We start from the raw sequence: 20,713 nt of genomic DNA on the forward strand, positions 1-20,713 counted from the left end.
AGCTGATTTGGGAATCCTGAATGTCGATTGGTCCTAGTCCATTTTCAGTTGTAGGGTGTTAAGACTAAGGTCCCAAGATTAAGTAAGACCAAGGTCTGAAGGTTGTCGGGATAACAACTCCGAAGATTACGTCCTCAGGAAAATGCAAGAGAGGGTTTGTAAAATTCAGAAGATATCTGGTTAAGACTATCGCAACCTCTCGCGCCCCACGCGAGGATTTCCCCCACGTCTTTTGTATACTATAAATTCATCTATGGCGCACTTAGCCAGTTCGAGCTAAAGGACGGAGTTGTATTGAGAGGAATTGCCGTTTTTTCTGTTTGTTCACGTGTGAATACATCGCATTCACGCAATCGGCAGGGTTCGCGGGCGTCGCAGGTAGTCGAAACGCGGAGCGCTTTTTGATTGTGATAAAGCGAGCGTGAACGCGATCGGGAGGACGAGCGGGGTCGCGCTCCTCGATTGCATCCTGATGTCCCGGATCAACGGAGTTTCGTCCTAGTCCTCGCCATCGAACCGTGGCAGCGGTTCGATATTCTCCACCCAGGGCAAGGCCGACCGGCACCAGATCTGTTTCCTGGGCGCCAGCTCTCGCCGCTGATCGATGCCGCCGAGGCGAATGCCGACCGCGCCGCCGTCGCCATTCGTGCGGTAAAGCGGCGATCCGCAATTCGGGCAGAAGAATTGCCGGCTGAGGCCGCCGCTGTCGCCATATTTGGCGTAGCTTTTCGGCTCGCCCGATAGGAGGCTGAAACTTCCCGGCCGCGCCGGCGCCGTGACGCGATAGGCGGAGCCCGTCAGCCGCTGGCAATCGGTGCAGTGGCAGATCGAGACCCGCTCCGGATCGATCTCCGCCTGATAGCGGATCGCCCCGCAGTGGCATCCTCCTGATATATGCATCGGCAATTCCTCAATCCGCCGGCTGAGCGAGCGGCCTCGCGGCGTAGAAGGCTTTCGCATCCGCCGTGAAGGCGGCCCGCTGGTCGGCTTTCGTGTAGAACATGTGGCCGCCGCGATAGAGTTCCAGCCCGACGCGGCCGCCGGCGAGCGACGGCGGCAGATGATCGACGACATAGCGGCTGACTCCGTAAGGCGTCACCACATCGCTGTAGCCATGTGCGATGAGGAGATGGAAGGCCGTATTCGAGGCGAGCAGCTGCCTGACGTCGTCGGTAGCGCTTGCCTGGAAGCGCGATCCGCCGCGCCCGCCGCCCCATTCCCAGCGCCGGCTGATATCGCCGTCGAGCAGCGAATAGGTCATTTCCGTCTTGAAGCCGAGTTCGTTGCGGGCATAGTCGGCGAAAGCGCCGCCATAGGCCCGGGTAAAGCCGTCGAGAATGGCGTCGTCCCCACGGTCGTAATCCGATTCCGGATAGGGGTCGGGGGCTGCGAAGGAGGCGTCGTATGAACTCATCACCTCGCCGCTTCCCGCATCCGAGTGCTTGACGAAGGAATTACCGAGGAAGCCGCGGTTGCGGGCGACGATATCCTGGGGAATGCCGGTCAACCGGGAGATCCTGCCGTAGAAGGCGTCGGCCTCGGCACCTGTCGGCGGCGGACCGGCCAGTGTGGTCAGATAGTCGCCGAGCGCAAAGGTCTCGGCCTCGCGCTGCTTCTCTTCATCGAAGGCGTTGTCCCGGTCGAGCTTGGCCGCGGCCAGCGACGGCAGTTCCAGTGCGGCGCCGAGCGCGAACTGATCGGCATTGAACATCAGCTGGCCTTCGAGCAAGGGCGAAAGCATCACCGCGCCGGCAACGATGATGCCCTGGCTTTCCTGCAGCGCCGAGGCGACCTTGGCCGCACGGAAGCCGCCATAACTTTCGCCGAGAAGATATTTCGGCGAGTTCGAGCGGTTGTTGTGCGCGATATAAAGAGCGATCGCCTTGGCAATGCTCTGGGCATCGGCATCGACGCTGTAATAGTTGGAGGCGTTGTCGGCCTTCGCTGTTCGGCTCCAGCCGGTGCCGATCGGATCGATGAGCACGAGATCGGTGAAATCAAGCCAGCTTTGCGCGTTGTCGACGAGCTTCGCATTGGCGCCGTCGCGGCCCTGCGGCCCGAAATCGAGCACTTTCGGCCCGACCAGCCCGAGATGCAGGAAGGCGGAAGCCGCCCCCGGCCCGCCATTGAAGGCAAAGGTCAGCGGTCGGTCTCGCCCGCCGTCCTTTGCGACATAGGCGGTATAGAAGATCGCGCCGGTCTGGGCGCCGTCCTGGCCGAAGAGATCGAGCGTACCGGCGGTCGCGGTATAGGCGATCGTCCGCCCGCCGATCGTCAGCGCGTGTTCCGTCACGGAATCGGCCGGCAGCAGCTTCAGCACGCCGTCGCGCGCGCTGCGCTCGACATTCGCCTGGCCTTCGCCGGTTTCCTGAGCTTGGGAAAGGGCAGGGGCGAGCGGCGCCATAAGCGCGGTGAGCAGAAACAGGGTTCGTATACGCACGACTTGTCCTCCGGCGAATCCAGGCGGAGATAGCGTAGCACCCGCGGCCGGCGACCGGCATCAAGAGAAGGTGATGGGCGAGTGACAGCGGAAGAGCGGCTCAGGATGCCTTCTCGACCGCGTGCACATTCACTTCCAGAGCCCGGCCGGCCCTCCAGCCGTTGATTGCCGCCCCGAGCCCGAGCGCGACGAAGAGGAGCGCGCACCAGGAAAAGCTTCCGGTCCAGCCGCGGATGAGGCCGACCACCAGCGGGCCGATCGCCGCAAGCAGGTAGCCGACGCACTGCGCCATGCCGGAGAGATGGGCGGCGACATCGGGATCGCGCGAGCGCAGCACGATCGTCGTCATCGCCGCCGCGATCAGCCCGCCCTGGCCGATGCCCTGCAGCACCGCCCACAGCCAGACGGTCGAAAGCGGCGCGAAGAGCAGGCCGAGCAGGGCAGTGACGGCGACGCCGCAGAGGCTCGCATTGATCAGCCGTTGGTCCCGGCCGCGCACGGCGATATGCGGCACGATGAGGCAGGATGCCGCCTGTATCATCACCGACATGGAAACGATCGCCCCGGCGGTGACGCCGTCGATCCCGCGTTCGCGCAAGATCGGCACCAGCCAGCCGAAGACGCAATAGGCGAGCGCCGATTGCAGGCCCATGAACAGCGTAACCTGCCAGGCGAGCCGGTCCCGCCAGAGGCCTTCGACGCGAAAGCCGTTTCGCCTCGGCTGGCCGCCGCTGCGAAGAACCTGCGGCAGCCAGATCAGGCCGACGACGAGCGCCGGCAGCGCCCAGGCGGCGAGCGCGCCCTCCAGCGAGCCGCCGAGCGCGTGCTCGATCGGCAGCGTCAGGCCGGCGGCACTTGCGGCGCCCGCGCAGAGCGCCATCGTATAGAAGCCGGTCATCAGCGCGGCTTGCGCGGGGAAATCCCGCTTCACCAGCCCCGGCAGGAGCACGTTGCCGATGGCGATGCAGGCGCCCGCAAGAGCGGTGCCGATGAAGAGCAGGGGCACGGAAGAAAGCCCGCGCAAAGCCGTGCCGAGGGCAAGAAGCAGGATGACGCCGAGCAGCGTGCGTTCAGAACCGATGCGCTGGGCAAGACGCGGCGCCAGCGGCGAAAAGGCGCCGAGGCAGACGACCGGCAGCGTCGTCAGCAGGCTGGCGCCGAGTGCGGTGAGGCCGAGTTCGGCGCGGATCTCAGGCAGGAGTGCGGAGGCGCTGGAGAAGACCGGACGCAGGTTGAAGGCGATCAGCACGAGGCTGGCGCCGAGCAGAAAGCGATCCGCAGCGCCCCGCACCGGTGTCGCCCGCGGCGGCGGAAGGCTGCCGGCCTCGGCATCGATCAGCAGGTCGTCGGCAGGGTCGAGTGCGTCGACGGCCTGGTTGGACGGTGTGCTCATGACAGGATCATCCGGTCGAGTGCCGCAAGAACCGGCGCCATGAAGCGGCGCACTGCCGCGTCTGCTCTGTCGGGATCGCCGGTTTCGATCGCGTCGACGATACGGGCATGCGCCTGCATGTCGGGCTCGGGAATATCCTTGCCGAGCGTCGCCGCGATGGTGTCGGCGATCGAAGCCGAGAAGAAGTCATAGATCTCGATCATCGCGCGGTTGCCGGAGGCGGCGATGACCGCCTTGTGGAAGGCGAGGTCGCGCCGGATGAAGGCGGCCTCGTCGCCGCCGGCGTAACTGCCGCGTTCGGCAAGCAGCCTGCGGAGACCGGCGACCGTCTCCGGCGTCTTGCGCGCCGCTGCCAGCCGGGCTGCCTCGACATCGAGCGCCAGGCGCGCTTCGAACTGGTCGCGCAGGCTTGCCCGCCGCGCCATCGTCAGCGGCCGGCCGGCATCGCTGGTCGAGCGCACATAGGTTCCCGAACCCTGCCGGGTTTCGAGATAACCCTGGGAGACGAGCACCCGCACCGCCTCGCGAACCGTGCCGCGGCTGACGGAAAGCATGGCGGACAGCGTGGCCTCGTTCGGCAGCTTGTCGCCGACCGCCCAGCGCTTGCCGAGAATGTCGCTGCGGATCGCCTCGATCGCCTCGTCGGCGAGGTTGGTCTTGCTGAGCGCCTGCATCTTCTACTCATAAAGTCATCTGATGACTTTATGAGTAGAAGGATTTCAACCTTCCGTCAATGGGATGAAGAGCAGGCAATAAAAAAGGGCCGCCTCGGCGACCCTTTCCATGAGTTTGGCCTCATACTGGCCTGGACTGTCGATGCAGCCCCAGGAAAGCGGGTATTAGCGCGAGGGCTGCCTCGCTTTCATCACCTCTCCCATGCCCGTTACGAGGTCCGAAATCTCATTAGACATTGGATCACCTTCCTTTCGTTCTGTTGCTGATAGACCAAAGGTAGGCTGATTCTTTTGAGATGCAAGTAGAAATCGCTCTACACGCTGCCCTGGTGGCCGCGAGGCGTTCACGAGAGAAGACAGCGTTTCGCGGAATTTGAACCGGTGCTCGGTCACGAAACAGTCATGATCGGCTTGCAAATCGCCTCCGCGTTAAGCTGTTATTAGCCGCAGCGTTCGACAATTTCAGCATTCCCGCCGGTGCGGCGGCGGGTTCCGGAGCAAGAAAGCCATGTGTCGCTGGGCAGCCTATCGCGGAGATCCCCTCTATCTCGAGGAGCTGGTGTCCTCGCCTGCCCATTCGCTGATCGAGCAGTCCCATTGCGCCACCCGCGCCAAGACGGCGACGAACGGCGATGGCTTCGGCATCGCCTGGTATGGCGACAGGCCCGAGCCGGGCCGCTACCGCGACATCCTGCCGGCCTGGTCGGATTGCAATCTGAAGAGCCTGGCGCGGCAGATCCGCTCGCCGCTCTTCCTCGCCCATGTCCGCGCCGCCACCGGCGGCGGCACGCGGCGCGACAACTGCCATCCTTTCACCCATGATACCTGGTCCTTCATGCACAATGGCCAGATATCCGGCTTCGAGCGCCTGCGCCGGCCGATGGAGGCGATGCTCGACGACGAGCTGTTCAATGCCCGCGGCGGCACCACCGATTCCGAGCTGATGTTCCTGCTGGCGCTGCAGTTCGGCCTGCGCGAGGCGCCGATCGCCGCGATGGCCGATATGGTCGGTTTCGTCGAGGACCTGGCTGAAAGCAGTCTCGGCTCCATCCTCTTGCGCTTCACCGCCGCCTTTTCCGACGGGAAGACGCTGTATGCGATCCGCTATGCCACAGATCGCAAGGCGCCGACGCTCTATGCTTCTCCGGTCGGCACGGGCCACTGCCTCGTGTCCGAACCGTTGAATGACGATGTCGATGCCTGGGCCGAAATTCCTGATGGCAGCGCCGTCATCCTCGGCGAGGACGGTATCGAGGTTACCGATTTCCGGCCGGAGAAACGCGGCGCGGCAAAGCCGCAGCGTGTGGCCATATCGGCCTGAGTCGTCCGGCTGTCAGCTGAGCCACTCGCGACTAGCGGAGTCGCTCGGCGATCAGCGCCGCCAGCCTTTCGGCAACGTCTTCCTTGGCGAGGTCAGGCCATTGCTCGACGCCGTCATGGCGGACAAGTTTGACGCTGTTGCGGCTGCCGCCCATGATGCCGGTGGCAGGAGAGACGTCATTGGCAACGATCATGTCGGCGCCCTTCCTCTCGAGCTTCGCCCTGGCATTGCTTTCGACGTCCTGGGTCTCGGCGGCAAAGCCGATCACCAGTTTCGGCCGCATCGTGTGATGGCCGACGGTCTTCAGGATGTCGGGGTTCTCGGTGAGTGCCAGCGTCGGAATGGATTCGCCGGGATGTTTCTTGATTTTCTGATCGGCGGCCGAAGCCACGCGCCAGTCCGCCACCGCCGCGACCATGACGGCGATGTCGGCCGGCAGCGCCGCAAGCACGGCGTCGCGCATTTCCTCGGCCCGCTCGACATGGATGACGCTGACGCCGATCGGATCGGGGATCGTCACCGGACCGGATACCAGCGTCACCTCGGCCCCGAGTTTCGCCAGGGCCGCGGCGATTGCATGCCCCTGCCGGCCGGAAGAGCGGTTGGCGATGTAGCGCACCGGATCGATCGGCTCATGCGTCGGTCCTGACGTGACGATCGCCTTGCGTCCCTTGAGCGGCTTTTCGCCGTCGTCGAGCAGCGCTTCGGCCGCGGCGACAATCTCCAGCGGCTCCGCCATCCGGCCGATGCCCGCCTCCCGGCTTTCGGCCATTTCGCCGGCCATCGGCCCGACGAAGCGGACGCCGTCTCGCTTCAGCGTTGCCACATTGCGCCGGGTCGCCGCATGCGCCCACATGCTGGGGTTCATCGCCGGCGCGGCAAGCACCGGCCGCTCCGTCGCCAGCAGCACCGTCGAGGCGAGATCGTCGGCAAAGCCGTTCGCCATCTTCGCCATCAGGTCGGCTGTGGCGGGAGCAATGAGAACCAGATCGCAATCGCGCGCCAGCCTGATATGGCCGACATCCTGTTCGTCCTGCCGCGAAAACAGATCGACAAAGACATGATCCGCAGCCAGTGCGCCGACGGCAAGCGGCGTGACGAATTCCTGCGCCCCCTTGGTCATGACAGGGCGCACGCTGGCGCCGCGCTCGCGCAGCCGCCGGATCAGATCCAGGCTCTTGTAAGCCGCGATGCCGCCCGAGATGATGAGGAGGATGCGTTTGCCGCTGAGAGCCATGGCTTTCTACCCGTCGCCTTTTTGACCTGCTCCGACCCTAAGCCTTTGGCGCAGAACATGCAATCGCGCGGACGTCAAGCGCTGCGGCCGGGTTCGAGGCACACCACCCGGCCGCCAGATATCGCCGTTTCAGCTGCGCGTGATCGAAATGCCGCCGTCAACAAGCGAGGCCGTGCCGGTGACGAAGCTCGCATCGTCAGAGGCGAGGTAGAGAACCGAGCGGGCGACTTCCTCAGGTGTCGCGACACGCTTCAGCGCATGCATGTTGGTGACGGCAGCCTGCTTGTCCGCCGTATCGTTCATGTCGCGATACATGTCCGTATCGACGGCGCCCGGCAGCACGGCGTTGACGCGTACGCCCTGCGGCCCGAATTCGGCGGCGAGCGCCTGGGTCAGGCCGATCAGACCGGATTTGCTGGCGGCATAGGCGGCCACACCGGGAAATGCGAAGCTGTAGCCGACGAAGGTCGAGGTGAAGATCACCGAGCCGCCACCATTCTCCGCCATCGCGCCGATCTGGTGCTTGGCAGCGAGGAAGGATGCCGTGAGATTGACGGCCACCGTCTCGCTGAAGCCTGCTTCCGAAACGCCGGTGCTCGGGCCGGCCTCGCCGATGATGCCGGCATTGTTGAAGGCGATGTCGAGCTTGCCGTAGTTCGTTACGGCGGCCGTGACCAGCGCCTTGTGATAGTCTTCCGACCGGACGTCGCCGGCAACGGCCATGGCGTCACCGCCCTCCGCCCTGATCTCCGCGACGAGACTGTCGAGCTCGGCCTGCCGGCGGGCGCCGACCACGACCTTTGCGCCTTCGGCAGCAAAGAGCTTCGCCGTGACGCGGCCGATGCCGGAGCTTGCGCCGGTAACGATCGCGACCTTGTTGTTCAAGCGGTTCATGGTTCGATCTCCTGTGTTGATGCGGGTCGGCGCTTGCCGTCCCTTTCGTTGAATGGAAGATGGCATTTTTCCTTCGTTCGGATTAGTCTTCAAATAGGGGAATTCGAATTCGGAAAGTCCGGACAATGATCAGGATCGAAGGCATTACCGCTTTCGTCGCGGTGGTCGAGGCCGGCTCGGTTAGCGAGGCCGCGCGGCGTCTGCGGCTCTCCAAATCCGTCGTCAGCGAAAGACTGGCGGAGCTGGAGAAGTCACTCGGGGGGATGCTGCTGCACCGCACGACCCGCAAGCTCACTTTGACGGAGGATGGGACGGCTTTCCTGGAGCGCGCAACGCGTATCGTGCGCGAGATCGAGGACGCCGCAGCCGCTATGGCGGAACGGCGCGGAACTTTGTCCGGCTCGATCCGCATCGCCGCCCCCGTCACCTTCGGCCGCATGCATCTCGGTCCGGCGCTCTATCCCTTTCTCGCCGAACATCGCGAAATCGAATTGACCCTCGATATCGACGATCGCCGCGTCGATGCCGCTTCCGATGGTTACGACGCCATCATCCGCCATGGCCCGATCGCCGACAGCCGGCTGGTCGCCTGGAAGCTTGCACCGAGCCGTCGTCTTCTTTGCGCCTCACCGGACTATCTCGCACGGGAGGGAGTGCCGGCGTCGCTGATCGATCTCAACAGCCATCGCGGCATCTTCTACACCAATCGCGGTGTTGCCGACTGGCGCTTCGAGACCCCAGAGGGGGCAGTCCTCGTCCGCGCGAAACTGGCGCTCGGCATCAACAACGGGGACATGCTCCGCGACGCCGCCATCGCCGGCCTCGGGATCGCGCTGCTGCCCGCCTTCATCGCCGGCCCGGCCATCCGCGACGGCCAGCTTGCTGAAATCGATGTCGGTCACAGGCCTGAAGCCGAGTTCATCTACATGGCCCATCCCGAGGGCCGAAATCCCTCGGCCAAGCTGCGCGCCATCGCCGATCACCTGAAGAAGAGCTTCGGCGACCCGCCCTATTGGGATCCGCCAGGATAGCTCAGCAGGCTCATCAGGTTCTCGGTGACGGGCGAGCGATGCGTTTTCAGCATCGCCAGCGCCAGACGCGCGACCGCCGGCGGTCCCTCGATCGGCCGGTAGGCCACACCTTCGAGCTTGATCTGCGAAATCGAGGCCGGCACGATCGAGACGCCGAGATCGGCCGCTACCAGATTGACGACGGAGGAAATTTGCGGCGCCTCCTGCGCTACGGTCAGCTCGAACCCTGCCTTGCGGCAAGCCAGCACGACATCGTCGTAAAGGCTCAACCCCACCAGGCGGGGAAAGAGGATGAAGGGTTCCTTCGCCAGCGCCGCAAGCGGCAGGCTGTGGTGCAGCGCCAGCCGGTGGCTGGCGGGCAGGGCGATCACCATCGGCTCGTCAGGCAGCCGCCGGAGCCGGATGCCGGCGGGATCGTCAAGGCTCGGGCGCATGAACGCGGCATCGAGTTCGCCCGCTTCCAGCTTCTGCATGAGCGCCAGCGTATTCATCTCCATCAGCGCCAGCCGCACCTCCGGCCAACGCGCGCGAAAGCGGCGGATCGTCGTGCTGACGACGGGATTGAAGGCCGAGGAGGCGGTGAAGCCGAGCGACAGGCGCCCCGTCTCGCCGCGATTGGCTCTCTGCGCGGCAAGCTTCGCCTTCTCCGCTGCCGCCACCGCGGCCCTTGCCTCGCCGAGGAATGCAGCCCCCGCCGCCGTCAATTCGGCCCCGTGCGGTACGCGATGAAAGAGTGCTGCCCCCACCTCCGTCTCGAGGTCGCGGATCTGCTGGCTGAGGGGCGGCTGGCCGATGCCGAGCTTGCCGGCTGCGCGGGTGAAATTGCCTTCCTCCGCCACCGCCAGGAAATATCTGAGGTGCCGCAGCTCCATCGCCATCTCCAAAACCTATTGAAGTCGTCGGTTTCATATATTGGACAAATGGAGGGGCGTCGACTAGATCGGCAGTGGAAGGATGAAGTTATGCCGACGTCGCATGCAGTGAAAGCCTCCGAGCAAGCCGCGATATCGGGAGAAAGGCACTATCTCTCGCGCGGCACCGGCGCCTATCGCCGCGCCAGCCTGGCGCTCTTCCTCTCCGGTTTTTCCACCTTCTCGCTGCTCTATTGCGTGCAGCCGCTGCTGCCGATCTTTGCGCAGCAATTCTCCGTCAGTCCGGCCGAAAGCTCGTTGGCGCTGTCGCTCTCCACCGGCTTTCTTGCGCTCGCCATCATTTGCGCCGCCGCCGTCTCGGAAGGGCTCGGCCGCCGCAGCCTGATGTCGATGTCGCTGGTCGGCGCGGCCCTGCTGACGATTGCCACGGCCTTTGCGCCGAACTGGCACCTGCTGCTTGTCATCCGCGCCCTGCAGGGCCTCGTCCTCGGCGGCGTACCTGCTGTGGCCATGGCCTATCTTGCCGAGGAGATCGACCCTCGCGGCCTCGGCGCCACCATGGGGCTTTATGTCGGCGGCACGGCCTTCGGCGGCATGTCCGGCCGCGTGCTGACCGGCATCTTCGCTGAATATCTCGGCTGGCGGCCGGCGCTCTTCCTCATCGGCGCCATCGGCCTTGCCGCCGCCATCGGCTTCATCGCCCTCCTGCCGCCGTCAAGGAATTTCGTCCGCCGGCCGGGCTTCGATCCGCGCTACCATGCGAAGGCCTGGCTCGGCCATGTTGGCAATCCGGCGCTGCCCTTCCTCTTCGCCATCGCCTTCCTGGCGATGGGTTCCTTCGTGACCATCTACAATTATGCCGGTTTCCGCCTCATGGCGCCGCCTTACGGCCTCAACCAGACCGAACTCGGCTTGATCTTCACCGTCTATCTCTTCGGTATCGGCGCTTCCTCGGTCGGCGGCCTCATCGGAGACCGGATCGGCCACTTCCGCGTCCTCCTCTTCGGCCTCGCGCTGACGGCTGCCGGCAGCGCGCTGACGCTCTTCGCGCCGCTGCCGTCAATCATCCTCGGCATAATAGTGCTGACGACCGGCTTTTTCATGAGCCATTCCATCGCCAGCGGCCTGGTCGGCAACCTGGCGCGCGGCACCAAGGGCCACGCCTCGTCGCTCTATATGCTCGCCTATTATGTCGGCTCCAGCCTCATGGGCTCGGCCGGCGGCTGGTTCTTCGCGGTCGAAGGCTGGGCGGCCGTCGTTGCCTTCACGCTTGCCATGCTGGCGCTCGCCTTTATCTGCGCCGGTGCCGCCCAGCATTTCACGAGGAGAAAAATATGATCCGCATCGACCGTTTCGATCATCTCGTGCTGACCGTCGCCGATGTCGCAGCCACCTGCGATTTCTATTCCCGCATCCTCGGCATGTCGGTCGAAACCTTCGCGGAGGACCGAAAGGCGCTGAAATTCGGCCGCCAGAAGATCAACCTGCATCGGGCCGGCCATGAATTCGAACCCAAGGCGAAGCATCCGATCCCCGGCTCGGGCGATCTCTGCTTCATCGCCGAAACGCCGCTTGCCGACGTTATCGCCCATCTGCAGGCATCGGGCATCGTGATCGAAGAGGGTCCGGTCGAACGCACCGGCGCGACCGGGCGCCTGCGCTCGGTCTATTTCCGCGATCCTGACGGCAATCTCATCGAAGTTTCGAATCTGATTGATTGACTGGATATTTGGCTGAGGCTGCCTCCGGGCTCAATCCAGCCGGATATAGGGCACTTCCTTCTTCGCCACCTCGTCCAGCGCCTCCTCGTAGCCCGCATCGGCGTAACGCATCACGCCGAGGGCGGTGTCGTTGGTTAGCGCGTGGTCGAGCCGCTCGTCGGCGGCCTCGGTGCCGTCGGCGACGACGGTGACGCCGCAGCTCGTCATGTAGCCGGCATAGCCGCCGCCGCCGGAATGGACGACGACGAGATCGGCCATCGACGAGCAGAGCATCATCGCGTCGATCAGCGGCCAGTCGGCGATCGCGTCGGAGCCGTCTTTCATCCGCTCGGTCATGATATTGGGATGCGCCATGGCGCCAGCGTCGAGATGGTCGCGCGAAAAGGCGACGGGGCCTTTCAGCTCGCCGCTTGCGACCAGCGCATTGACGCGAAGGGCAAGTGCGGTGCGTTCGCCATGGCCGAGCCAGGCAATGCGGGCCGGCAGGCCTTCGAAGGGAATGTGCTCGCGCGCCAGCCGGATCCAGTTGGTAATGATCTTGTTATCGGGGAACATGTCGAGCAGTAGATCGTCGATCCGGGCGATGTCGCTCTGCTCGCCCGACAGAGCCATCCAGCGGAAGGGGCCGATCGCCCGGGCAAAGAGCGGTCGGAGATAGGCCTCGGTGAAGATCGGGATCTCGAAGGCGTTGGCGACGCCGCCCTCGCGAGCTTGGGTGCGGATGAGGTTGCCATTGTCGAAGACCTCGGAGCCGCGTTTCTGGAACTCCAGCATCGCCGTCACATGCTCGACGATCGACGCGCGGCTGGCTGCCATGAGCTGGCCTTGCCCGTCGTCGCGCAGGCTCTTGACCTGATCGAGGCTCATGCCTTTCGGCACATAGCCGTAGACGAGGTCGTGCGCCGAGGTCTGGTCGGTGACGATATCGGGCACGACGCCGCGCCTTGCGATCTCGGGATAGACCTCCGCCGCATTGCCGACGAGCCCGACGGAAAGCGCCCGCTTCTCCTTGACCGCCGCGTCGATCATCTGAAGGGCGCTGTCGAGATCGGGGGCGATCTCCTGGAGATAGCCGATCTGCTGGCGCTTGTGAGCGCGCTCCGGATCGATGTCGATACAGAGGATCGCAGCGCCCGCCATGCGGCCGGCGAGCGGCTGCGCCCCGCCCATGCCGCCGAGGCCGGCCGTCAGCACGAACCGGCCGGCGAGGTCGCCGCCGAAACGCCGTTCGGCGATGCGCATGAAGATCTCGTAAGTTCCCTGGATGACGCCCTGGCTGCCGATATATTGCCAGGCGCCGGCCGTCAGTCCGCCCCAGCAGATCAGCCCCTTGCGCTGCAACTCGTAGAACACTTCCGCTTTCGCCCATTGCCCGACGATATTGCAGTTCGCCATGATGACCAGTGGTGCTTTCGCATGGGTCCGAACAAGCCCGACCGGCTTGCCGGACTGGATGAGCAGCGTTTGGTCTTCCTCCATCTCGGTCAGTGCCTTGACGATGCCCTTGTGCGCCGCCCAGTTGCGCGCCGCCTTGCCGAGCGCGGCATAGACCACGAGATTGTCAGGATCTTCGCCGACCGAGAGCACATTTTCCAGAAGCCGCAGCAGCGCTTCCTGCCGCCAGCCCTTGGCCCGCAGCTCCGGCCCGCCGGGGATGGGGAATTTCGGATGACGCGGATTGGCCTTCGGCATGGTTGTTCCTCGCTTGGTCTCTACTTTTCCCTTCTCCTCGCTGGGGCGAAGAGGGATCATTTGCCCGGCAGCGATTCCACATAGGCGAGCGCGCCGTCCAGTAAACGCCTTCTCAGCGCATCGTCGCCGTAAACGTCCGCCGTGGCCCGGACCCAGCCCTGCATCACCCGCTCGCCCGACAGCATCTGGATCACGCCCGGCAGCGCCAGCGCCCAGCCGTCATTGCCCCTGCCGAGACGGATCAGCATGCCGTCGCTGCGCGCGCCGCAGAGAAGATTGCCGTTCAGCATGAAGGCCCGGCCGCCGAACATGGATTTTTCGCTGAGGCCCGGGCGGTCGCCGAGTTCCTCGCGCAGCAGTTCTTCGAGACCGGGATCGCGCGCCATGGCTCAGGCCTTCGTTTCCAATGCATAGCGTGCGATCTCGATACCCATCGCCTTTTCGACGACGGGATAGACGGTCGGATCGAGCACGCTTGCAGACAGCGGAATGATATCCTTCGGCACATGCAGGATGAAGATCTGCATGCCTTCCCTGAGCTGGCCGACGCTGAGCGGCTCGCCTTCCGGTGACAGCGTGGTGATCACGGCGGGGAAGGTGGCAAGCCGCCCGCCATCGGCATCGTTCACGGCCATGTATTCGTTCATGACGTGCAGCGTCACCGATTTTGCGCCCGAACCGACGATAACCGTGCCGATGTCGAAGGCTTCCTTGGTGTAGACGACGTCTTTTCGGGAGATAACGCCCTCGGCGAGGATATGTCCGCCCGTCGTCTTGCAGATCGCGTCGATGACCGCAGACCCGCCGCGCTTCTCCGCCGCGATGATTGCTTCTCCGAGGGAGAGCGCCATCGAAATGCCGCCGAGCGCCGCATGGCCGCGCACATAGGAGGCTCTGAGCGGATTGCGGCAGCTGGCGATGAAGCCGCCGGATTGATCGGCGGCAGCACGCAGCACCGGCGAGATCTTCGCCGTCGCCCCCTTCACCACCAGTTCGATATAACGATTCTCGGCCCTGTTGCCGCCGACCGCGGTCTGGATCATCGGCTCGGGCGAACCGGCCATGCCGATCGAACCCATGTCGCCGGTGGGATGCGCGCGGATATCGCCGACCGCATCGACCACCTTGGTGCCGAGGATCGCCGAGGGCAGCCAGCCATTCAGCGTCGAGGATTTGCCGTTCTGGCCGATGATCAGCCCGGAAAGCTTTTCGCCGAGCGCCTCCTGCAAGAGCTGCACGGCCTTCACATAATCGATGCCCTGCATTTCCCAGGGCGTGGTGGAGGCGGGCGCGCCGATTGCGGCTGCGGTGGCAACCCAGTCGTCGTCCTTGAGCTCGTCGATCGAGACCAGCTCCGGTTTTCCGACATTGACGGCCGCAAGCCCGAGCATCCGCCCGTGATCGGCCCAGCCGCCGCCGCCGGCGGCATAGACGGAGCCGCCCTTGACGGCGGCTTCCACGTCTTTCTCAACCAGTATGCGTCCCATCGGCCTTCTCCCGCTTCGAATCCTTGTCCATCTCGCGCACCGCCTCGAACAGCACGGCGGCGCCGAGCGCGATGTCGTCATTATCAGCCCATTCGTCGGCGGAGTGGCTGCGGCCCTCCCGGCAGGGCACGAAGATCATCGCCGCCGGCGCCACCTTGGCGATCCAGGCCGTGTCGTGTCCGGCGCCCGACGCCATGCGCCGATGTTTCGCGCCGACGCGTTCGCAGGCGGTTTCCAGCGTCGAAAGCAGGCCGCCATCGCCCGGTGTCGGCATGTTGTCGGACACTCGGTTCGGCGTCTCGATCGTCACGCCGTAGGCGGTGGCGAGCTTTTCGACATGGCCGTCGAGCCAGCGGCAGAAGGCCTCCATGTCGGCGCGGATCTCGGCGCGCCCGTCGATCAGCAGCACGACCTTCGAGGGCACGACGTTGGCGGCATTCGGTTCGATCCTGAATTCGCCGACCGTCGCCGCAAAATGCCCCGGCGTCTTGGCCAGCTCGGCGGCGGCGTTGCGAATGTCGAGCACCAGCTGCGATGCCGCCACCAGCGCATCCGCCCGCCGGTCCATCGGTGTCGTGCCGGCATGATCGGCCCGTCCCGCGACGGTGATCTCGATACGGGTGATGCCGGCGATCGCGGTGACGATGCCGATATCCTGTCTTTCGGCCTCCAATACCGGCCCCTGCTCGATATGAAGCTCGAGAAAGCCCGCTATATCGGGCCTATTCTGCTGCATCAGCACATCAGGACTGCCGCCCACCTGCGCTATGCTCTCAGCCAGATCGCGCCCGCCGCTGACGCGCGAAAGCCAGCCCTCCGGCAATTGCCCGGTCATGCCGCGGCTACCGATGCAGGAGACGCCGAAGATGCTCACCTCCTCGGCAAAAAAGTCGACGATTTCGAGATCGTGGTCGAGCTCGATAGCCTGGTCGCTGAGCGCGCGGGCCACCTCGAGCGCCGCGATCACCCCGGCAATGCCGTCGAAGCGCCCGCCATCCGGCACGGTGTCGGAATGCGAACCGACCATGATCGTGCCGAGCCAGGGTTTGCGGCCCGTACGCCGGCCGATCAGATTGCCGGCGGCATCGATCCGGGTTTCCAACCCCGCCGCTTTCATCCGCGCTTCGATATAGGCCCGCCCTTCGAGAAAGAGCGGCGAGAAGGCCCGCCGCGTCCAGGGATGCCCCGGCTCGGTGATGGCGGCCAGCGCGTCGATATCCCCAGCGATCCGGGCGGGATTGACGGGTAGATTGCGGTTCATCCGGTTGCCCCTTGGATGATTTGGCGCGCCGGCGGCCGCAGGAACCGGCCGCTGCCGGGCTCGGCCAATACTTTCCCGCCCTCGGCGATCTTTTCGCCGCGCAGATAGGTGGCCGCGACGGTCCACGGCAGGCGGATGCCGTTGTAGGGGCTCCAGCCGACGACGTTATTGCCGCTTGCCGACGCGTCATAGACGCTTTCCCGCGGCTCCAGCACGGTGATATCGGCATCCTTGCCCGGCGTCAGCGCCCCCTTGATATGGTCGAGCCGGAAATGCCTGGCCGGATTTTCTGACATCAGCCGGGCTGCCCATGTCAGCGGAATGCCGCGTTCGATGGCGCCTTTCACGAAAAGCGGCACCATCACTTCGAGGCCGGGAACGCCGGATGCATTGGCAAGCATATCGGGATTGGTCTTGCGGTTTTCCGACCAGCTGACGTGATCGGTTGAGACCAGCCAGACATCGCCGTCGGCCACCTTGCGCCAGAGCCTCTCCACCTCGGCGCGCGGGCGGATCGGCGGATTGATCTTCGCCTGGCCGCCGAGGCGCTTCACGTCGTTTTCCTCGTCGAGGGTGAGGTAATGGATGCAGCATTCGACCGTCGCCGCAAACCCGTCGCGGCGATAGGCGCGGGCGATATCGTAGCCGCGCCCGAGCGAGCAGTGCACCACATGCGCGGGGCAGCCGGTGTTGGCGCCGGTCTCGAAGATCGTGTGCATCGCCAGCAGTTCGGTGATCGCAGGCCGCGACAGGCCGTGCGCGCGCCAGTCGGTGATGCCGCTCGCCTTGACCTGCTCCATGTAGCTGCGCACCGCCTCGTCGTCCTCATTGTGCACGCCCGCCGTCAGCCCGGTCGGCGCGATGGCCGCAAAGCAGGCATCGAGCAGGGCCGGAGGAATGCGCGGAAAACGCTTGGCATCGGTGCCGAAGGTCGAGAACTTGAAGGCCGCGACGCCCGCCTCCACCATCTCGCGGATCCGCGCCGGGCCTTCCTCCGGATCGACCGTGCCGTAAAGGGCGAAGTCGACGCGCGCCTGCGGGCCGGCATGGTCGATCTTCCGCTTCACCGCCGCCGCCGAGCAGACGAGGTTGCCCTCGTCATAGGGCATGTCGACGATCGTTGTTACGCCGCCGGCGGCGGCCGACCGCGTCGACCAGATGAAATCCTCCTGGTCTTTCTGGGAAAGCGAATGTACCTGCGCATCGATCGCGCCGGGCAGGATCAGCGCTTTGCCGAGCAGATTCCGCTCGCGCGCCGCAGGTGGAGTGCCGAGACCGACCTCGGCGATCTTTCCGTCGCGGGCGGCGACATAGCCCTCTTCGAGAATGCGGTCCGGCAGTACCACCGTGCCCTGCAGAACGAGATCGAAGTCCATACCGCTACTCCTCAGCTGAAATCAGACTGCTGCCGGCTCGTGCCGGGCGAGCCGCTCCTCGATATGTTCGGGCGAGCTAAGCGCGAAGAAATCGTCGAAGGACGCGATCGGAACCTGCTCCGTCAGTTTCGAAAGGAAGGCGTCGGAGCCGAGTTCCTCTTCGATCGCCTCCACCTCCGCCGAAAGCGGCCGGTCGACGATGTAGAAATCCGCATGTTTGCGCACGACGTCGTAGAGCATGGCGGCAACACCCCTGGGCTCGTCGCCCAGAATGTCGATCGCCTGGGCAGACAGCAGCGCTTCGAGAGCCGCGAGGCGCTTTAGCGCCTGCATCTGTCGCTCGAAGCGTTCGATGACGAGCGGCAGGAAGGCGGCCTCGTCCTCCAGGCCGGCCGCAACCACCAGCGACTGCGCCGAAACCGGGCTGGACATCGACAATACGCGCGAGAAGATCTCGCCGGCAAGCTTGATGATCGGCCCGAAGCCGGTGGCGATCCGTCCCGGCGGCACCAGGTTGACCGGCAGGTCGCGCCGTTGGCCGTTGCCGAGAATGACGCAGCGGTTGAAAGCGTTGCGTGCCGCATGCGCCATGCAGAGTGCCGCCGATTCCAAGAGGATCGTCACATCGAGCGGCAGCGATCCGCCCGACGTCATCACCCGGCCTTCCACCACGACGGGATTGTCGTCCGAGCGGCCGGTGGCGGCAAGGATCTTGTGGCCGGTCGACAGCAGGTTTTCGATCACCGCGCCGAACACCTGGGCGATCATGCGCAGGCTGAGCGGATCCTGCACATGCGTCGCGACCGGCCAGTTCCAGTCCTCCGACGCATTGCAGAGCCAGGCGCCGATCAGCGCCTCCCGCGCCGTGCCGACATGGCGGACCGCCTTCCAGGGGTCGCGGGAGGCGCCGAGCGCGCCGGCCGCCATCATCGCGGTCGCCAGTAGCACGCGGATCGAGGCGGCGGCATTGCGCGTCGTTTCCGCCGCCGCGGCAAAGCTCACCGCATTGACGCTGAGCGAGGCGAGGCTGTCGCGCGGGGCCATCCGCACCGGTTGCAGTCCTGCCGCGCGGAAGGCGTCGGCCGCCTGCATCCGTTGGCCGCGATAGACCGCTTCACCGACCCCGGTCAGCACCGCGCCGATCTGCCCCATCAGGCCGATATCGGCGCAGCCGATCGAGCCGGTTCGGCGCACCACCGGAATGAGATCGGCTTCCAGCATCGTGATATAGGCCTGGATCAGCTCCGGCGTGCAGCCGACTTGGCCGGTCAGCGCCGTATTGACGCGGATCGCCATGGCGTTGCGCACGACATTGCAGGAAAAGGGCGTGCCGGTGCCGAAATGATGGGCGCGCACCAGGCCGAGATTGAAGGTGTCGAGTTCGTCGGCCGACCACTCCACATCCTTCATGGCGCCGACACCCGTCGTCGAGCCGTAGACCGGCATGCCCGAAGCAATCGCATCCTCGACGATCTCGCGGGCGATGGCGATGCGGGCCATGCCGGTCGGCGAAGCCGAAATCGCCGCCTTGCCAGCACCAATCGTCACCATCTCGGCAAAACCGAGCGGTCGTCCGGAAAGTTCGATGCCAGGGCGTTCGTGCTTCATATGCCGTATCTCCTAACTTCAGAGACTAAGCGAGCCTTCCGTCACATGGGATATCCCAAATGCCGAACACAGCATGCTTCCGGCAGGCTGTCAGCTCAGCATCCAGGCAATATAGAGAAGCGTCAATGCGATGACCCAGAGAGCGATCCTGGCCGAGCGGTTGTGGCGGGCCTCGGCCTTGCCGATCGCTTCGGCCGTCTGTGCGTCGAAACGCAGGCCGTGCTCGCTCATATGCAGCAGTTCGTGGTGGAATTTTTCCGTTTTCGCCGCGATTTCGGGCGCGGCTTCGGCGAGTTTCACCGCCGCCTTCAGGCCGTCCTTGAGGTCGGTGACGATCCGCTTCGGGCCGAGATTGGTGCGGATCCAATCGCCGACCACAGGTTCTGACGCCTTCCACATATTGAAGCGCGGATTGAGCATGCGCGACACGCCCTCGACCACGACCATGGTCTTCTGCAGCATGACGAGCTCCGGCCGCGTCGCCATGTCGAAAAGTTCGGTCACTTCGAACAGCAGCGTCAGCAGCTTGCCCATCGAGATGGTCTCGGCCGGCTGCCCATGGATCGGCTCGCCGATCGCCCGGATGGCCTGGGCGAAGCTCTCGACATTGTGGTGACCCGGCACATAGCCCGCTTCGAAATGCACCTCCGCCACGCGGACATAATCGCGGGTGATGAAGCCATAGAGGATTTCGGCGAGGAACCGCCGCTCCTTCTTGCCGAGCCGCCCGACGATGCCCATGTCGACGGCGACGATCATGCCGCCCGCATCGACGAAGAGATTGCCCGGATGCATGTCGGCATGGAAGAAGCCGTCGCGCAGCGTGTGGCGCAGGAACGACTGGATCAGCGTATCGGCGAGCAGGTTGAGGTCATGGCCCGCCGCGCGCAGGCCCTCGACGTCGGACATTCTCGTGCCGTCGATCCACTCCATGGTGATGACGTCGCGCCCGGTGCGCTCCCAGTCGACCTTCGGCACGCGGAAGCCGGGATCTTCCTGGGTATTCTCGGCGATCTCGGAAAGGGCGGCCGCCTCCAGGCGAAGATCCATCTCCACCTTCGTCGTCTGTTCCAGTGTCTTCGTCACCTCGACCGGCCGCAGCCGCCGGCTGAAAGGCAGGAAACGCTCCTGCATGTGGGCAACGAGGTACATGGCCTCGATGTCATGGGCAAAACGCTGGCGCACGCCGGGTCGCACGACCTTGACGGCGACCTTCTTGCGGCCCGCGGCCGTTTCGACTTCCGCCGGATGCACCTGTGCGATCGAAGCGGCGGCGATCGGATCGCCGAAGCTCGCATAAAGCTCGTCGATCGGCCGCCCGAGCGAGGCCTCGATATTGGCCTTGGCGGCAGCAGGGGGGAAGAAGGCCATCCGGTCCTGAAGCTGCGACAGGTCGTTGGCGAATTCGACGCCGACCACGTCAGGCCGCGTCGCCAGGAACTGGCCGATCTTCACATAGGAGGGCCCGAGCCGCTCGACGGCCTGTGCCAGCCGGTCGCTGCGCTTCTGATGCCTCGCCTTGCTCCGCTCGAAAATCGTGACGCAGGATTTGGCGAGCGCCACCGGAGGCGGCAAGCCTTCGGAAGGAAGCGCCGAGACGACGCCCTCGCGCACGAGGACCCAGCCGACGCGCCAAAGGCGGAAATAGGCCCCGAAAGTGCTCATGCCGGAATGCCCCGCCGAGGAAGGTTTGTCTTTTCTTCCCT

Annotated in this window: 18 protein-coding genes; 4 read left to right on the forward strand and 14 right to left on the reverse strand. The window is 64.9% G+C overall.

Features of this window, described 5'->3' with window-relative positions; genetic code table 11:
* Positions 1-498 precede the first annotated feature (498 nt).
* The 4 genes from CO670_RS16515 to CO670_RS16530 form a co-directional block, all read right to left on the reverse strand.
* Positions 499-900, reverse strand: a complete 402-nt coding sequence (locus CO670_RS16515) for a GFA family protein (protein WP_097591234.1) — start codon at positions 898-900, stop codon at positions 499-501.
* A gap of 10 nt (positions 901-910) precedes the next feature.
* The gene (locus tag CO670_RS16520; protein WP_097591235.1) at positions 911-2,440 is read right to left on the reverse strand and encodes a carboxypeptidase; all 1,530 of its coding nucleotides are present in this window, start codon (positions 2,438-2,440) and stop codon (positions 911-913) included.
* A gap of 100 nt (positions 2,441-2,540) precedes the next feature.
* Positions 2,541-3,833: an MFS transporter gene (locus CO670_RS16525; protein WP_097591236.1), complete on the reverse strand. Its 1,293-nt coding sequence runs from the start codon at positions 3,831-3,833 to the stop codon at positions 2,541-2,543.
* On the reverse strand, positions 3,830-4,507 hold the full coding sequence (locus CO670_RS16530; RefSeq protein ID WP_097591237.1) for a FadR/GntR family transcriptional regulator: 678 nt from the start codon (positions 4,505-4,507) through the stop codon (positions 3,830-3,832). Before CO670_RS16530 ends, CO670_RS16525 begins: the two co-directional genes overlap by 4 nt.
* A gap of 508 nt (positions 4,508-5,015) precedes the next feature.
* Between CO670_RS16530 and CO670_RS16535 the strand changes: the two genes are divergently transcribed.
* A complete protein-coding gene (locus tag CO670_RS16535) occupies positions 5,016-5,828 on the forward strand; it encodes a class II glutamine amidotransferase (protein WP_097591238.1) in 813 nt (270 codons plus the stop codon).
* A 31-nt stretch (positions 5,829-5,859) separates the two neighbouring features.
* Here CO670_RS16535 and coaBC read toward each other — a convergent pair whose 3' ends face one another.
* Together coaBC and CO670_RS16545 are read right to left on the reverse strand one after the other, a co-directional pair.
* Positions 5,860-7,065 carry a bifunctional phosphopantothenoylcysteine decarboxylase/phosphopantothenate--cysteine ligase CoaBC gene (gene coaBC / locus CO670_RS16540; RefSeq protein WP_097591239.1) on the reverse strand — a complete coding sequence of 402 codons (1,206 nt, stop codon included), beginning with the start codon at positions 7,063-7,065 and terminating at the stop codon, positions 5,860-5,862.
* A 129-nt stretch (positions 7,066-7,194) separates the two neighbouring features.
* Positions 7,195-7,959 carry an SDR family oxidoreductase gene (locus tag CO670_RS16545; RefSeq protein ID WP_097591240.1) on the reverse strand — a complete coding sequence of 255 codons (765 nt, stop codon included), beginning with the start codon at positions 7,957-7,959 and terminating at the stop codon, positions 7,195-7,197.
* 125 nt (positions 7,960-8,084) lie between these two features.
* Between CO670_RS16545 and CO670_RS16550 the strand changes: the two genes are divergently transcribed.
* Positions 8,085-8,990 carry a LysR family transcriptional regulator gene (locus tag CO670_RS16550; protein ID WP_097591241.1) on the forward strand — a complete coding sequence of 302 codons (906 nt, stop codon included), beginning with the start codon at positions 8,085-8,087 and terminating at the stop codon, positions 8,988-8,990.
* Here CO670_RS16550 and CO670_RS16555 read toward each other — a convergent pair.
* Positions 8,969-9,862 carry a LysR family transcriptional regulator gene (locus CO670_RS16555; protein ID WP_097591242.1) on the reverse strand — a complete coding sequence of 298 codons (894 nt, stop codon included), beginning with the start codon at positions 9,860-9,862 and terminating at the stop codon, positions 8,969-8,971. The genes CO670_RS16550 and CO670_RS16555 overlap by 22 nt on opposite strands.
* A gap of 90 nt (positions 9,863-9,952) precedes the next feature.
* Here CO670_RS16555 and CO670_RS16560 point away from each other — a divergent pair, with 90 nt between their 5' ends.
* Both CO670_RS16560 and CO670_RS16565 read left to right on the forward strand, forming a co-directional pair.
* Positions 9,953-11,200 (forward strand): MFS transporter, encoded by a 1,248-nt coding sequence (locus CO670_RS16560; RefSeq protein ID WP_097591243.1) that lies wholly within the window; start codon positions 9,953-9,955, stop codon positions 11,198-11,200.
* Positions 11,197-11,583, forward strand: coding sequence for a VOC family protein (locus CO670_RS16565; RefSeq protein WP_097591244.1), 387 nt, complete (start codon positions 11,197-11,199; stop codon positions 11,581-11,583). Before CO670_RS16560 ends, CO670_RS16565 begins: the two co-directional genes overlap by 4 nt.
* Positions 11,584-11,613: 30 nt before the next feature.
* Here the strand turns inward: CO670_RS16565 and CO670_RS16570 are convergent, their stop codons facing one another.
* The 7 genes from CO670_RS16570 to ubiB form a co-directional block, all read right to left on the reverse strand.
* Entirely contained in the window at positions 11,614-13,275 is a 1,662-nt protein-coding gene (locus CO670_RS16570; protein ID WP_097591245.1) for a urocanate hydratase, read from the reverse strand.
* Positions 13,276-13,331: 56 nt separating this feature from the next.
* A complete protein-coding gene (locus CO670_RS16575; protein WP_097591246.1) occupies positions 13,332-13,661 on the reverse strand; it encodes a TfoX/Sxy family protein in 330 nt (109 codons plus the stop codon).
* A 3-nt stretch (positions 13,662-13,664) separates the two neighbouring features.
* Entirely contained in the window at positions 13,665-14,762 is a 1,098-nt protein-coding gene (locus tag CO670_RS16580) for a DUF917 domain-containing protein (RefSeq protein WP_097591247.1), read from the reverse strand.
* Entirely contained in the window at positions 14,743-16,023 is a 1,281-nt protein-coding gene (locus CO670_RS16585; RefSeq protein ID WP_097591248.1) for a Zn-dependent hydrolase, read from the reverse strand. The genes CO670_RS16580 and CO670_RS16585 overlap by 20 nt, the downstream gene beginning before the upstream one ends.
* Positions 16,020-17,399, reverse strand: a complete 1,380-nt coding sequence (locus CO670_RS16590) for an amidohydrolase family protein (protein ID WP_097591249.1) — start codon at positions 17,397-17,399, stop codon at positions 16,020-16,022. Before CO670_RS16590 ends, CO670_RS16585 begins: the two co-directional genes overlap by 4 nt.
* A gap of 21 nt (positions 17,400-17,420) precedes the next feature.
* Positions 17,421-19,007 carry an aromatic amino acid lyase gene (locus CO670_RS16595; RefSeq protein WP_097591250.1) on the reverse strand — a complete coding sequence of 529 codons (1,587 nt, stop codon included), beginning with the start codon at positions 19,005-19,007 and terminating at the stop codon, positions 17,421-17,423.
* A 90-nt stretch (positions 19,008-19,097) separates the two neighbouring features.
* Positions 19,098-20,672, reverse strand: a complete 1,575-nt coding sequence (ubiB, locus tag CO670_RS16600; RefSeq protein ID WP_097591251.1) for a 2-polyprenylphenol 6-hydroxylase — start codon at positions 20,670-20,672, stop codon at positions 19,098-19,100.
* Positions 20,673-20,713 lie beyond the last annotated feature (41 nt).

The sequence above is a fragment of the Rhizobium sp. J15 genome (assembly GCF_002531825.1).
In the GTDB taxonomy this organism is placed as follows: domain Bacteria; phylum Pseudomonadota; class Alphaproteobacteria; order Rhizobiales; family Rhizobiaceae; genus Rhizobium.

Bases quoted from the DNA above. Each gene is read 5' to 3' on its own strand.
- CO670_RS16515 (WP_097591234.1), bottom strand. From the start codon at position 900: ATGCATATATCAGGAGGATGCCACTGCGGGGCGATCCGCTATCAGGCG.
- CO670_RS16525 (WP_097591236.1), bottom strand. From the start codon at position 3,833: ATGAGCACACCGTCCAACCAGGCCGTCGACGCACTCGACCCTGCCGAC.
- CO670_RS16530 (WP_097591237.1), bottom strand. From the start codon at position 4,507: ATGCAGGCGCTCAGCAAGACCAACCTCGCCGACGAGGCGATCGAGGCG.
- CO670_RS16535 (WP_097591238.1), top strand. From the start codon at position 5,016: ATGTGTCGCTGGGCAGCCTATCGCGGAGATCCCCTCTATCTCGAGGAG.
- coaBC (WP_097591239.1), bottom strand. From the start codon at position 7,065: ATGGCTCTCAGCGGCAAACGCATCCTCCTCATCATCTCGGGCGGCATC.
- CO670_RS16545 (WP_097591240.1), bottom strand. From the start codon at position 7,959: ATGAACCGCTTGAACAACAAGGTCGCGATCGTTACCGGCGCAAGCTCC.
- CO670_RS16550 (WP_097591241.1), top strand. From the start codon at position 8,085: ATGATCAGGATCGAAGGCATTACCGCTTTCGTCGCGGTGGTCGAGGCC.
- CO670_RS16555 (WP_097591242.1), bottom strand. From the start codon at position 9,862: ATGGAGCTGCGGCACCTCAGATATTTCCTGGCGGTGGCGGAGGAAGGC.
- CO670_RS16560 (WP_097591243.1), top strand. From the start codon at position 9,953: ATGCCGACGTCGCATGCAGTGAAAGCCTCCGAGCAAGCCGCGATATCG.
- CO670_RS16565 (WP_097591244.1), top strand. From the start codon at position 11,197: ATGATCCGCATCGACCGTTTCGATCATCTCGTGCTGACCGTCGCCGAT.
- CO670_RS16570 (WP_097591245.1), bottom strand. From the start codon at position 13,275: ATGCCGAAGGCCAATCCGCGTCATCCGAAATTCCCCATCCCCGGCGGG.
- CO670_RS16575 (WP_097591246.1), bottom strand. From the start codon at position 13,661: ATGGCGCGCGATCCCGGTCTCGAAGAACTGCTGCGCGAGGAACTCGGC.
- CO670_RS16580 (WP_097591247.1), bottom strand. From the start codon at position 14,762: ATGGGACGCATACTGGTTGAGAAAGACGTGGAAGCCGCCGTCAAGGGC.
- CO670_RS16585 (WP_097591248.1), bottom strand. From the start codon at position 16,023: ATGAACCGCAATCTACCCGTCAATCCCGCCCGGATCGCTGGGGATATC.
- CO670_RS16590 (WP_097591249.1), bottom strand. From the start codon at position 17,399: ATGGACTTCGATCTCGTTCTGCAGGGCACGGTGGTACTGCCGGACCGC.
- CO670_RS16595 (WP_097591250.1), bottom strand. From the start codon at position 19,007: ATGAAGCACGAACGCCCTGGCATCGAACTTTCCGGACGACCGCTCGGT.
- ubiB (WP_097591251.1), bottom strand. From the start codon at position 20,672: ATGAGCACTTTCGGGGCCTATTTCCGCCTTTGGCGCGTCGGCTGGGTC.